Origin of the sequence: Streptomyces cynarae (assembly GCF_025642135.1) — a bacterium.
GTDB classification, from domain to species: domain Bacteria; phylum Actinomycetota; class Actinomycetes; order Streptomycetales; family Streptomycetaceae; genus Streptomyces; species Streptomyces cynarae.
This window is the reverse complement of the sequence record NZ_CP106793.1, coordinates 7,877,319-7,890,054: the sequence shown is the minus strand read 5'-3', so window position 1 is coordinate 7,890,054 and position 12,736 is coordinate 7,877,319. Positions and strand designations below refer to the sequence as shown.

Below are 12,736 nucleotides of genomic sequence, written 5' to 3'. Positions count from 1 at the left end.
GGCGATGTCCGTTTCTGGCTGAGGTGGGAGCAAGGACGCTGGTGGAAGTTCTGCTGGCTATTGCTTCCTGGCGAAGTTGCCGGTGTCGGCCTCGGTGAGGATCCCGAGTTTGACCAGGCGTTTCAGCTTGGCGCGGGTGCCTTCGACGTTCTTCGGCAGCAGTTCGTGGCCGAGGGCTGCGCAGACGTCCTTGGCCCGTAGCGGCCCGGTCGCGTGGTTGAAGGTGGCGAGGATGCGGGGGTAGTCCGGGTGCTCGGGCAGGTCCGGCGCGGACGCGGGGAGCCGGTCGGCGAGGCCGATGACGGTCTTGCGGGTGATCGTGAGGTGCTCCAGGTGCGTCTCGGCCTCCCGCAACCGGGTCTGCAGGTCGTCGATCTGTGCGCGGAGGTCGTCGGCCAGGGCCCGGGCGGCTTCTTCCTGGAGGTCCAGGGCATCGAGCAGGGGCCGGATGTTCACGCTGCCACCGCCTGCGCCGCGCGCCAGGAGGGGGCGCTCGCGCCGGTGAGGCGTCGGGTCATGACGTGGGTCATCGCCCAGTAGACGCGGGAGGCGGAGGAGGAGGGGCGGTGCTCGTAGTCGCGGACCAGGCGCCGGTGCAGTATCAGGATCCCGTAGGTCTGCTCGACCCTCCACCGCTTCGGCTGCGGCACGAACCCCTTGTCCTGCGGGTTGCGCGCGACGATCTCGACATCAATTCCCAGGCCGGCGCCATGCATGACGACCTGGTTCTTGAAGCCCTGGTCGACCAGGGCTTTGCGGACGGTTCCGCCGGCGTGCTCGGCGACCTGGTCCAGCAGGATGATGCCCGCGGCGTTGTCGTGGGTGTTCGCGGCGAGGACGACGACTGCGATGACCAGGCCGAGGACGTCCACGGCCAGGCCGCGTTTGCGGCCGGGCACCCGCTTGGCCGGATCGTGGCCACTCGTGGTGGCGGGGACCCCGGCGGCCACATGGACACTCTGGGTGTCCAGGACCACCAAGGTCGGGTCCTCTAATCGGCGGGCGCGTTCACGGACCTGGCAGCGCAGGAGTTCATGGATGACCTGGTCGGTTCCGTCGTCCCGCCAGGCGGCGAAGTAGTAGTACGTCGCGCTCTTCTGCGGCAGGTCGTGCGGGAGATAGGCCCACTGGCAGCCGGTTCGCCCCTGGTAGAGGATCGCGTTCACGATCTCCCGCATGTCGTAGACGCCCTGGTGGCCGCTGACCGAGCGGTGCCGGTCCTTCCACGCGGTGATCACCGGCTCGATCAACGACCACTGCTCGTCCGATAAGTCACTCGGGTACGGCTTGCGTTCACTCACCCGAACACATCACCAGATCAACAACCGTGGGCCGGCGGATTCCGCCCCGCCGCCACACCATCAGGCGACAGCAAATCCACTCAAAGACTCACGAACCAGCCACTCAAGGCCGTGATGGGCAGGAAGGCCCTCTATCTGTGCTGCGAGTTGGCGAGCTCGATGGTTTCTGTCCTGTTCCAAGGCCGCCACAATGGTGCGGCCGAGGAGGTCTGCGGGCTTGCGACCGCAGTTTGCCGCGGTTCGACGAACCGTTGAGCACACATCCCAGGAGAGGGCGACATAGAGCAGGACCTGGCCGCTTGGGTCGAGGTAGTGGGTCGTCAGCGTGTCAATGGGTAGCAGGCGGTCGCGGTTATGAGGAAGCGACCGGACGGCCCGCCCGGGCGACTTGGCGCACCGAACCGTCGTGAGCCGTGTGGGTTCGGCGTTCGCCGCCAGGGGAAAGGCGCGGCAGGCTCGGCGAAGCTCTGCGAGAATGACGGATCTCGTCAGGAGGATCTCCACTGCGTACGGGTGCTTCATCGCCAGGCCGCCTCCGACTCACCGTTTCCGCGGCGCGGTTGACGCACGTGAGTCGGGAGACGTGGGTGCACGTAGGGGTGATGGACCGCCGGGTCGAACGGCTCCCAATCGGTCAGTGCGAGATCCGCCGACGTCGGGACGGCGGCATGGTGAGGGCATCGCTGTGTACGCCAGCGCAGCTGTTCCGCGTACAGCAGCGAGGAAAGGTCGTAGAGAGCCATTACCTCAGTGGGAAGGGCCAGCTGACCTTTGGCGGCCGTTGCGGGGGCCAGGATCCAGATGCCTTGAAGGCTGTCCGGGGCGAGCATTTTCGTGGAGCATCGGGTGCGATGCCGCGTCTGCGCGACGCACTGGATCTCGTCCAGGGGGCGGGCGGCGAGGTAGCGGACATACAGGATCTGGACGACGGGCCTGGCGGGTCGGCACGTGCCGTTGGACCGCGAGCGGCGGTCGACGTCCGTGGGCGGGACGAAAACACCGGCGTCAGTCAGGCGGCGCGTGTTCACAGCCAGCGACCGGCGTAGCCAGGTCAGAGCGGGGGTGATGTCACACGGGGCGTCGCGAGCGGGGCAGACGACGGCGTGGGTCAGCCGACACCAGGTGCTGCCGTCCCCGGCGGGATGGGCGAGGCCTGAGCTGACGTGCCAGCGGTATGCGGCGGGCATCTCGGCTGCGGGCAGTTCTTGCGGGTGCAGTGGCACGGGCCGGTCACGGCCCCGGTGGTACCACTCGACCGGGTTTCCGCACTCACGGCAACGAGCACGCTGTGCGCAGCGCAGAAGGCGGGTTGGGCTGTCGGGGTGGACGCGCAGGGACCGTCGCTGTTGGGAGGATGCGGGGCTGCCGTCCCAGTGCCGGGATGCGGATGAGGGGTGCATGCGCGAGAAGGTGCCAGCCAACACGCTGTCGAAGCACTGCCCTGGCTGGTGACGTCCGTCGAACGGCCGAATCCATGGCAACGCCTGTTCGGATCATCGCTCAGACATTCGTGTCCGCCTACCCAATCGGGTGGTTGCCCGGCCGGCCGGGCCGACCAGTCAGCCGCCCGCCTGACGAGGTGGCTCGTGCCCCTGGCAGAGAGTGCCGAAGAGTTCGTCGAGGGGAGTGCTCAATGCGTGGGCCAGAGCGTGCCACGTCTTGAGAGTGCCGATAGTGCGCCCCTGCTCGATCTCGATCAGAGTCCTTCTGGCCAGGCCGCTTCGAGAGGCGAGCTCGTCGTAACTCCATCCCCGCGCCGCACGCAGCCGGGCGAGTTCCAGGCGCAGGGCCTCGAAGTCCGGGTCGGGCGGAAAGATCGTCACCCGACCATCCGACGGTGCAGACGCCTGCCCTGTCAGTGCATACCTCTGCCCTATTTCCGCCTTTCAGGTTCGTTCCGAGGGGCAGAGGTCTGCACTACCGTGTGCGGCCGACCCCAGCCCGCCAGAGGCCGGCGCGGAAACGGCAGGAGGAACTCGCGCGCCATGAGGCTCTGCTTCCCACAGTCAGATGTCCGGCGTACATGGACGGTTGAGCTCCTCCCCCAGCCCGGCGGGCCGGTACTCGTCTGTCAGCAATGTGCGCAGGGTGGGCAGCGGCTCACCGGCCCAGCTGCTCGATCAGAGGTCCTGGCCCATCTGGCGTCACACGCGCGCCGAGACCTGCTTCCTGCGCATCTGCGGACGTGCCAGTGCCACGAACGGGGCTGCGGCTGGCATCCCCGTCACCGTGGCTGCCACGGCCCGATCCGCCTTCTCCTGGCCCGTGACCACGGCGGACGGGCGTGGCGCCTCACCGATGCATGCACTGCGTGTGCGGCCGCCACGTCACAGGCCGCCGTCGTGCCCGAAACGATCCTGGCCGCTGCGGTCTCGTCGCGAGGACGGGCGAACACGCGCCGAAGACGCCACCCCAAAGGACCCGACAGCCGAACCCGGGTACAGGAGATGCTCAACTACCTTGCCGTCGCCCTGCCGGCCGCCACGGGGGCCGACGCCCGGTTGATCGCCTTGCAGTGCGCGCTGCGCATGAACAACGTGGCGCGCGTCCGCTTGCCCCTAGGGCTGCTGCGAAGCCTCCGCCTGGGATCTGCCTCAGAAGCGTGGCGCGAGCTGAGCGAAGCGGGATGGCTGCGGCCATTCATGTCCGACGGCGGCGTGATCACGGCTCAGATGCTCGACGCAGCCCTGCTCACACAGCACCCGGCTCGCCCCGACCGGCTTCAGGCCGCCGACTGGGCAGTGCGCTCCGCCTCCAGCATCCAAACAGATTCCGCGCCGCTTCCACGGCTGGCCGCTCTCGCACTGGCAGCGCACACCGTAGCCGGAGAGAACCAAGGAGCGGTATCAGCGGAGCAGATGGCGCGCGAATGCGGCTGCCGTATTACAGCACTGCCCGTGATTCTCAAGCACTTGGTGGCCGAGGAGGTCCTCGTCTCTTGGACGGGGACTGGGGAAGCGGGAGACTTGCGTTGGGAGCTGGTTTCCAATCGCGCCTGACTCGCATCGAAGGGGCAGGTCGGCGCCCGGCTCAGCTGCACACCATCAGGCGGTTTGGCCATCCCGGACTGAGGACGCCGGAGAAGGCTCACGGGCCACACACAGCTGCCTCCGCTGGTCCAGGATGTGCCCGAGTTGGAGCGGATCGCGCGCTTGCGGACTCGTTCCCGCGGAGCTCATCGCTGCGCTGGATCGGTTGGCCACATGCTCATCGCATGGCACGTTGCCTCCAGCTCAGGAGATCTGCACTGGGAACTGCTGCCGGATGCGTCGGTATCAGCAGACAGGCGGTCGATGTGGCGCCTGGGTTAACCCGGAGAGCAAAGGAAACACGGCCACCTCACGCTCGACGGCATCGACCTACCGCTGGAGTAGCAGTCGCTGCGGTCCGAACAGGCGTCATGGGGGCGGTATGGGCCCGCGGTCGTGGCTGCACAACGCGCACCCACCGGTGGACCGTTGTCTGCGCGAACGAGGGAACGCTGACCTGCTGACACGCGGCCTCTGTGGCTCGGGCGTCTCCTGTTCCCACGGTCGACGACGAACATGTCGAACAGCACTCAGTCGTACGGCACAAGCGCGACCGGGCAGTGCACGTGGTGGATCAGAGCGTGCCCGACCGGCCCCGTGTGCGGGCCGACCACGGCACAGCGCCTGCGGCTGCCCACGACGAGCGGCCCCGCACCGGCCGCGGCCCGGACGAGGACGTGCGCCAGCCACCCCTCGTGGAGCTCTTCCTTCACGACGGCGGTGGGTACTTCTCGGCCTCGCCCTGGCGCTGGAGGCCCATGAACAACGGGGCACGGGTCCGGATCGTCGAGCGGCGGCCTGATCCCTTCCGGCCCTCCCGGGCCGCCGCTTGACGTCAGCCCAGCAGTTGGTGCGCCCAGTCGCGTTGGATGTCGTCGCCGGAGCAGTCGAAGTCTCCGGTGTTTCTCCGGGGCGCCGATCGCGGGCGGTGCGCGCCCGAACGATGTCGACGTAGGGGTCCGAGTGGAAGCCTCGTGTGAGACCAGCACCGGGATACTGAGGGCGGCGAGCCAGTCGGTGAACATGCGGCTCAGGATGTCCTCATTGGCGTCGAAGGGGAGGTACGGGGCTCTGATGGGGGCCAGTGGCCCTCGAGCCCCGTGCCCCTGACAGGGGGGCGGCGTACAGGACCAGACGCCGCCACTCCTCCGTGCTTTCCAGGTACAGGAGGCCGGTTCTTGGCGCGGGCCAGGTAAGTGTGGATGTGCCGGCAGTTGCCTTGGCCAGTCACATGCCGCCGAGCACCCGTCGGGTCTCGGCGGCGATCTGCTGCGTCTCGCCGGTTGCGACCACGAGGACCGGGACACCTCTCACCGCCTGATCGATGCGTCGGTGGCCTTCCCGCATCAAATCTTCCAGTTCGGGGACGAGCAGCCCGCCTCGTACACCGAGAACAGTCAGGGCCGAGCAGATCTCCTCGCGTACCTCGGGTTGGTCTTCGCCGATCTCCCCGGTGAAGACCAGGGCGTCCAGCCGGTCCAGCGAGGCGGCCATCGAGGCGATGCCCCTGCGGCAGCTGAGTGTGAACGTCGCCAGCGCCAACGCGGCCGCGGCATCACCCTCCGCGCGGGCGCGCACCAGGTCCCGGGTGTCTCCCGAGGTACCGGAGAGGCCGAGCAGACCGGAATGCCGGTGGAGTGTGTCGTCCAATTCGTCCGTGCTCAGACCGTGCCGCCGCTGTAGCCACAGCAGCGCGCCGGGGTCGAGGCTGCCGCTGCGCCGACTCATCACCAGGCCTTCCAGCGGAGTGAGGCCCATGGTGGTGTCCACGCTGCGTCCGTTCCGCACGGCGCAGGCCGAGCAGCCGCCGCCCATGTGTACGAGCACGACCTGGAGGTTGTCGACGGGTCGGCCCAGGGCCTGCGCCGTCCTCTGCAGTGCCCACGAGTAGGAAAGCCCGTGGAAGCCGTACCGGCGCAGCTCGTATTCGGCTCGCCATCGCTCCGGCACGGCGTACGTGCTCGCCTGTGCCGGCAAATCCTTGTGAAAGACGGTGTCGAAGCAGGCGATATGAGGAACGTCGGGCAGGAGCTCTCGTGCGGCATCGACCACATGCAAGGCAGGGGTCACGTGCAACGGCGCGAGATCGGCGACGTCCGCCAGCAGAGCCCGTACGCGTGCGTCGATCAGCGTATGTCCAGTCAGGTGCGGGCCGCTGTGGACGATGCGGTGACCAACCGCCGTAGGAGTGGGCACCTCGCTGAGGAAGTTCCGCAGTTCCGCCGCCGCAGCAGGCCCCGGGGGCTCCGAGGCGTCTCGATCCGCCACCCGTTGACCGTCCGCCGCGAACAGAGCGATGTGAAGGCTCGAAGAGCCAGCATCGAGGACCAGTACGTGACCATCACGGCTCTCGTGGGAGCGGTCAGCACTCATCACACACCTCCAGTGCACTCGTGTCCCCCGGCACGGTGCGCCCGCCACGACGTGCGCCCCTGTGCTCAGGCTCGGCCTCGGTGCGGACCGGGTTGTACTCCGCCCGGCTCGGCAGTTCGGTGAAGAAGACGCTGGTGGCCCAGTCGCCGTCCTCCAGGCGGGTGCCGACGTTTCGGCCACGTCGGATAACGTCGACCTGCTCGTTCGCCGCCAGGGGCGCCGTCGGTGTCCGTCTGCCAGCGGATGCCCCTGGCGGTGCGGTGGCGCGGTTCCTCCCGCAGGCCGGAGGCAAGGTCCCGGGCCGCATCGGAGGGCAGACCCCGGGTCGGCGCCAGGACGGGCCGCAGGTTCCTGCCGTTCGTGTCCGCGTCGGGCTGCCTCACAACCCTTGTCCTGCCGCCTGGTAGGCCTCGGTGATGTCGCGCCTCGCCGCTTCCCCCAGGCTGCCACCACGGGGAGGGATCCGCTCGTCCACCCGTTCGGCAGCACGCCGCGCCTGCGGGACGGGGCACCCCTAGCATGCTGAATGTGCGACCCATTCTCCCGAAGCTCGAGGGCGGCCGGGTGCAGGGCCTCCTGCAGCTCATCGAGGACGGCATCCACCTCGTCGTCGCGGCGCTCCTCGTACTGCTCGCGGGGATCCTGACCGTCGGGGTCGTCCACGACGTCATCAGGTCGATCCAGGGGCCGTACCACGAGGAAACGGTCGTTCTCTCCGCCCTGGACAGCAGCCTGGTGCTGTTCATCGTGGCCGAGCTGCTCCACACCGTCCGCCTCACCATCAGGAACCAGACCCTCGACGCGGAGCCTTTCCTCGTCGTCGGCCTGATCGCCGGCATCCGCAGGGTGCTCATCGTGACAGCCGAGGCGGAGAAGTCCTTCCGGTGGAACGTCGAGGGGATCGAACTGCTCATCCTGGCGGGGCTGATCCTCGTGATGGCGACAGCGGTGTACGTGTGGCGGCGCTCGACGCGGCCGGGAGACTACTTCCCGCTCCAGGAGGCGCGGCGCTCCCCGCCGCCGACTTCGTCACCCACTCCGGTGCGCGGCTCCTGATCCGCCGCCCTCCGCCGCCGCGGCCGCCCGCACTCGCTGCTCCTCGCGAGCAGAGCCGACGTCCCGTTCCAAGGGTGTGCGGCTCACGGCCGTCGCGAGGTCCTCCAAGGCTTGCTTCTGCAGTTCCGCCTCGCGCCGCACGACCGGGCTCCGGTCCCCGGCGGCGCCCTCCCACGCGTGGAGCGCCTCCTCCACGCGCCCCCAGTCCGGATTCCTGTGCTCGCGCACGTCGGCTGCCGCCTGCGCGGTGTCCGCCTCCAGGGCCTCGGCGAACCGCTCCGCCTCGGGGACGACACGGCTGTCGGCCCGCGGGACGTGGCTCTCCATGAGCATCGCCGCGCGGCCGAACCCCTTGAGCGCCTCCTGCGCCTCCTGCGCCTCGCGCGACGTCAGCCCCCGGGGGCGGACCGGTTCCTGCCTTGCCCGGTCATATGCCTCCTGCCAGGCGGCCCGTGCCTCCCTGCTCTCCAGCAGTGCCCTGCGCATGTCGGCATGATGCTCCCGGGTCGGTTCGGCGTAGTTGCGGAGCACCGCGGCCGCATAGCGGCCGTTGGCGGCGAGCCAGTCCGCAAGCCGGCCCGACAGCCGGGGCGTCTCCCATGCGGGGAACACCACGTACGCCAGCATTGCCAGGGCCCCGCCGAGCAGGGTGAGCACCACCCGCTCCGGGACCGTCTGCTCCCATGCCTGGCCGCCCATGCCGAGCAGGAAGACGACGTACGCGGCGGTGAAGCACTGGGAGTAGGCGTAGCCGGTACGGTTCAGCATGTACGACAGGCCCGCCGAGACCACTGCCAGCGCGCCGAACACATGGGCATCCGGTCCCAGGGCCCGCACCATCACGGTGGCGAGCGCGACCCCCGCCAGGGTCCCGGCGAGACGGGCCACCGCACGCGCGTACGTCCGGTGGAAATCCGGCCGCATCACCATCACCGAGGCGATGGGCGCCCAGTAGCCGTGGCCCAGTGGGAGCCGGGCGGCGATCAGATAGCCGAGCGTGGCCACCGCCGCCAGGCGGACGGCGTGCCGGAACACGGGCGAGTCCCGGCGGAGCTCACGGCGGACCGCCCGGACGACGACCGGGACCAGCCGGAACATCGTCGGGCGCACCAGGAACTCGGCGCCCGCGGGGCCGGGCAGCGTGGGCGTCCTCCCGCGCGCGCCTCCACTCCCGGCGACCTCCAACGCCTCGCCGAGCAGTTCCACGAGCCGCTCGGCGGCCTGCCGCGCGGGGCCCTCCAGCACCTCGTGCTCCTCGTCGACGCGCAGGACGTCCACGCTCCCGGGCCGCACCTCGGCGGGAGTGCCGCGGCGGATCGAACGGGCGACCGCATCCAGAACGTCGGCGGCCGCGTCGAGCAACTCCCGCGCGCGGTCCCGCCCGGGTCCCTCCGCCGGGGCGCCCACGTCCGGGTCGGCGAGCGCGGCGACGACCGGCCGAATGCGCTCGGCGAGTCCCCGGGGCCCGTGCAGGACGGGGGGACGGGTGCGGGCCTGTGACGGCGTCACGGCAGCCGCGTCCCGGGCCGTCATCAACGGCTCCGGGTCGAACGGGGCCGTCGGGTCGTGCCGCAACCGGCGGGCGTAGTCCGCCACGGCGGCCAGGGCGTCGGCGAGCGCGTCACGATGCGCCCCCCAACGGCGGATCGGGAACAGCAGGATCAGCACGGCCTGCGTCACGCCCCCGAGCGCGATGACCCCGGCGTGCTCCAGGGCTCGCCCCACGCTCGTGGGCAGGGTGATGGTCACCAGCATGCTGCCCACGGTCGTCGCTGCGACGATCCCAGCGGTCGATCCGACGGCCCACGCCATTCCCGCGGCAAAGGCCCATACGGCCAGCAGCGGGAGGAACGTCACGAGTCGCCCCGCCGCCAGGTAGCCCACGAAGGTGCTGAGCGCCAAACCCGCGCCCGCGCCGAGCGCGACCACCTTGCGCGGACGCCAGCTGCGCTGAAAGGTGGCCCCACCCGCGGAGTAGGCACCGAGGGCGGCGGACGCGGCATACGCAGGGGAGACCAGCCACAGCGCCGGCCCGATGACGATCGCCACCCCAGCGGCCGTACGCAGCGCGAGCAGGGGCTCCAGCCGCGTCTCCTCGATCGTGAGCCCGGATCGCACGACCTCCCCGAAGGCCCGCAGCCACGTCACGGATGTGAGCCTAGCCGGAACGCCCTGCCGGGTCGCGTCGGCCGCGCCGCCGCCTCCTGGCGGCGCCGCGCTCGGCGGACGCGCGATCCCGGGCCGACCTACACTCACAAACCGGCACCCTCGCGTACAGGGCGATCGATGACCACACCCCCCAGCGCCAGCTGTCAGCCCCAGCGGCCGCGACTCGACGTCGTCCACGTGGCCGATCCGTGATGGCCAACGGAGGTCGCGAAGCGACTGAAGAGAGGGTCACGGACCCGGCCCTACCTGGACTGCATCCGCCCCGTCATCGCCATGATCGGCCCGCAGGAGCACATCGCGCTGCTGTCGCTGCCCATGCTCAGCCTGATGCGCGCCGCCCACCGGCTGAGGGGAACGGCCCTCGGCGTGATCGGAGCGCTGATCCCGGAGTCTGGCAACACCCTGCCACCCGGGTGGCTCCAGTACACCAGCGAGGCACCGCCACCGCGGCGTTCGGCCTCATGAGCAGCGACATCTGGGGTCACCCTTAACGTGGGGCCGCTCCGCGACACAGTGTTCGCCCTGCTGTCGATCCGCACGCCCGTCCGACCACCCGGGCAGTCGGACGCCTGGGCCTGGCAGGCCAATACAGGGAGGCAAATTGGGCCCGACATGCGCATGCGTTCGCGCGCCCCGTCGGCCAGGCTGAATGGCAAGCCCAGGGGCCGGGAGCCACCCCGGCGCCCGCAGCCGGAGGTTGCCGTCATGACCGTGATGTCCATCGCCAGGTTCGAAAGGTTCTTCCGGGCGGCCGCGGAGCTGGACGTCGACAAGAACGATCTCAAGCGCTACAGCGACTTCGTCGACGCCAAGCTCTACGATCTGCTGACCGTCGCCCAGGCCACTGCCAAGGCCAACGGGCGCGACATCATCCGGACCTGTGACCTACCGATCACGAAAGGCCTGCAGGAGAGCATTCACCACTTCCAGAAGATCAACCAGGAAGTAGAACTCAAACCGATCCTGGAACAGCTCGCCACCCACCCCGCTCTGGACCGCACGCCCGACGAGGAGACCGAGGCGGCCTATCCGGACATCATCGGCGGACTCAGCCTGGCCCTGGCTCAGAGCTTCAAGATCCTCCACCCCGACCTGAAAAACCCCCAGACCCAGCACTGGGACGAGGCCCGCGCTGTCTTCGACCTCCTGCTGTGAGTCGCGACCGGACCAGGCTTCCTCGGCTGCCGCAACGACCTGCTGGCTCGCCGCAGGCCCTCGTCCACGTCCAGGGCGCTACCGAAAGCGGGCATGGTCGGTGAGTCGGCCGAGACCGCGGCGGGCGCCCGCTGGCTGCTGGAGCAGATCGCTGTGCGGCTTGCGGGCATCCGCACGATCCCCCGACCGGCTGATGCGTCAGCCGATCCCGATGCCCGGCCGATACGCAAGGGCAAGCTCCAGCACCCAGGCTGATCGGCCCACAACTCGGATGTCGGAGAGCTCAGATTGTGGCGGCTCGATCTCGCGGGGATCATCGAAGGCATGGACAGGAACATGTCCGTCGGGTCCGGTGAGCGACTGCTGGAGGAACTGGTCAGAGCAGCCCAGCTGGCATCACCTGCGGAACTGCCCGCGGTCCTGAACCGGTATGCCGAGGCCATGGGTATGGGCAGGGCCGTTATCTATCTGGTCGACATCCAGCAAAGACTGCTGGTGCCGATTGTCGAAAGCGAGCCGGAACTGGAGCTCGACACTTCGCTGGCCGGATGGGCCTACCGCACCGACTCTCTCCGCGTGGAAGAAGTCCCCTCCGGCGGGCTGAACGTATGGCTGCCCCTGGCCGACGGAGCGGAGCGGCTGGGCGTCGTGGAGCTGAACATGAGCAGCCTGGACGGGCTCAAGCTGCGGCGCTGTCGAACGGCGGCGCTGCTCCTCGCACTGATCATCACATCCAAGCGCACCTACAGCGACACCATCGCGCAGCGCATGCGTACCAGGCCGATGCATCTGCCCACGGAGATGGTGAGGGCTTTTCTCCCTCCCCGGTCGATCGGCACCGGGCGGGTCGTTTCGACGGCGGTTCTGGAGCCTGCGTACGAACTGGGCGGCGATGCTTTCGACCATGCGTTCACCGAGGACGTTTTGCACGCCACGATCCTTGACGGTATGGGGCACGATCTGGCGTCCGGACTTGCCACCTCTGTCGCCATGGCAGGTTGCCGTAACGCCCGGCGCAGCGGGGCAGACCTGGACGAACTCGTGGGCACCGTGGACGAGGCGCTGGCGAAGTGGCTTCCGGAGCAGTTCTGCACGGGTGTCTTCACCCAGTTGCACATGCCCACCGGTGTGCTGCGCTGGTGCAACTGCGGCCATCCGCCTCCGTTGCTCATCCGTCGCCACCGCCTGCTCCACAACGCCTTGGAGCGGCCACCTGAGCCTCCTTTGGGTCTGCCCGCCAGTCTCGCCGGGACCGCCCGACAGGTGAACGACGTCAGCCTCGAACCCGGTGACCGAATACTGCTCTACTCAGACGGCGTCGTAGAGTCACGCGACGAGGCAGGCGAAGAGTTCGGCCTGGAGCGCTTCACCGACTACATCATCCGATCGACCGCAGCGGGGCAGAGCGCCCCGGAAGCGCTGCGCCTGCTCATCCACGCCATCCTCGAGCATCGGCACAACAAACTCAGCGACGACGCCACGATCTTGATGTTCGAGTGGCAGCCCCCTGATCCGTAACGGCAAGAGCCGCAGGGCGCAACTGGGCGCCGGTACTCCGAGGACGCAGACGCTGACGTCAGTGGATGCCGACACTCGGCAACCGCCCGCGACGTAGTGCTGGGACGGCCGGGGCGCCGCAGGCCTGCTCGGCGC

General features: G+C 69.2%; 12 protein-coding genes and 1 pseudogene. 6 read left to right on the top strand and 7 right to left on the bottom strand.

From position 1 onward, the window contains the following. Positions 1–57: 57 nt before the first annotated feature. The 4 genes from N8I84_RS35580 to N8I84_RS35565 form a co-directional block, all read right to left on the bottom strand. Positions 58–456 carry a hypothetical protein gene (locus N8I84_RS35580; RefSeq protein ID WP_263227760.1) on the bottom strand — a complete coding sequence of 133 codons (399 nt, stop codon included), beginning with the start codon at positions 454–456 and terminating at the stop codon, positions 58–60. After that, positions 453–1,301, bottom strand: coding sequence for an IS5 family transposase (locus tag N8I84_RS35575; RefSeq protein WP_263227758.1), 849 nt, complete (start codon positions 1,299–1,301; stop codon positions 453–455). The genes N8I84_RS35580 and N8I84_RS35575 overlap by 4 nt, the downstream gene beginning before the upstream one ends. Before the next feature lie 518 nt (positions 1,302–1,819). Next, positions 1,820–2,701: a DUF6083 domain-containing protein gene (locus tag N8I84_RS35570; RefSeq protein WP_079173190.1), complete on the bottom strand. Its 882-nt coding sequence runs from the start codon at positions 2,699–2,701 to the stop codon at positions 1,820–1,822. Positions 2,702–2,860: 159 nt separating this feature from the next. Continuing rightward, the gene (locus tag N8I84_RS35565; RefSeq protein WP_071381387.1) at positions 2,861–3,124 is read right to left on the bottom strand and encodes a helix-turn-helix transcriptional regulator; all 264 of its coding nucleotides are present in this window, start codon (positions 3,122–3,124) and stop codon (positions 2,861–2,863) included. 624 nt (positions 3,125–3,748) lie between these two features. Here N8I84_RS35565 and N8I84_RS35560 point away from each other — a divergent pair. Then, positions 3,749–4,300, top strand: coding sequence for a hypothetical protein (locus N8I84_RS35560; protein WP_263233569.1), 552 nt, complete (start codon positions 3,749–3,751; stop codon positions 4,298–4,300). A 560-nt stretch (positions 4,301–4,860) separates the two neighbouring features. Here the strand turns inward: N8I84_RS35560 and N8I84_RS35555 are convergent. Next, positions 4,861–5,043, bottom strand: coding sequence for a universal stress protein (locus tag N8I84_RS35555; RefSeq protein ID WP_071381389.1), 183 nt, complete (start codon positions 5,041–5,043; stop codon positions 4,861–4,863). A gap of 514 nt (positions 5,044–5,557) precedes the next feature. Continuing rightward, positions 5,558–6,598, bottom strand: coding sequence for an acetate/propionate family kinase (locus N8I84_RS35550; protein ID WP_263233568.1), 1,041 nt, complete (start codon positions 6,596–6,598; stop codon positions 5,558–5,560). Positions 6,599–7,222: 624 nt separating this feature from the next. Here N8I84_RS35550 and N8I84_RS35545 point away from each other — a divergent pair. After that, a complete protein-coding gene (locus N8I84_RS35545; RefSeq protein WP_263233567.1) occupies positions 7,223–7,759 on the top strand; it encodes a phosphate-starvation-inducible PsiE family protein in 537 nt (178 codons plus the stop codon). Here N8I84_RS35545 and N8I84_RS35540 read toward each other — a convergent pair. Next, complete coding sequence (locus N8I84_RS35540; protein WP_263233566.1) at positions 7,733–9,907, bottom strand: FUSC family protein; 2,175 nt, start codon at positions 9,905–9,907, stop codon at positions 7,733–7,735. The genes N8I84_RS35545 and N8I84_RS35540 overlap by 27 nt on opposite strands. A gap of 294 nt (positions 9,908–10,201) precedes the next feature. On the opposite strand from N8I84_RS35540, the gene N8I84_RS35535 reads away from it, so the two are divergent. The 4 genes and pseudogenes from N8I84_RS35535 (at position 10,202) to N8I84_RS35520 (ending at position 12,601) form a co-directional block, all read left to right on the top strand. Then, positions 10,202–10,393: a hypothetical protein gene (locus N8I84_RS35535; protein WP_263233565.1), complete on the top strand. Its 192-nt coding sequence runs from the start codon at positions 10,202–10,204 to the stop codon at positions 10,391–10,393. A gap of 240 nt (positions 10,394–10,633) precedes the next feature. Then, positions 10,634–11,083: a DUF1931 family protein gene (locus tag N8I84_RS35530; RefSeq protein WP_263233564.1), complete on the top strand. Its 450-nt coding sequence runs from the start codon at positions 10,634–10,636 to the stop codon at positions 11,081–11,083. 87 nt (positions 11,084–11,170) lie between these two features. Continuing rightward, positions 11,171–11,332 (top strand): annotated as a pseudogene (locus N8I84_RS35525) (ISNCY family transposase); the annotation flags it as partial. A 75-nt stretch (positions 11,333–11,407) separates the two neighbouring features. Further along, a complete protein-coding gene (locus N8I84_RS35520) occupies positions 11,408–12,601 on the top strand; it encodes a PP2C family protein-serine/threonine phosphatase (protein ID WP_263233563.1) in 1,194 nt (397 codons plus the stop codon). Positions 12,602–12,736: the final 135 nt, after the last annotated feature.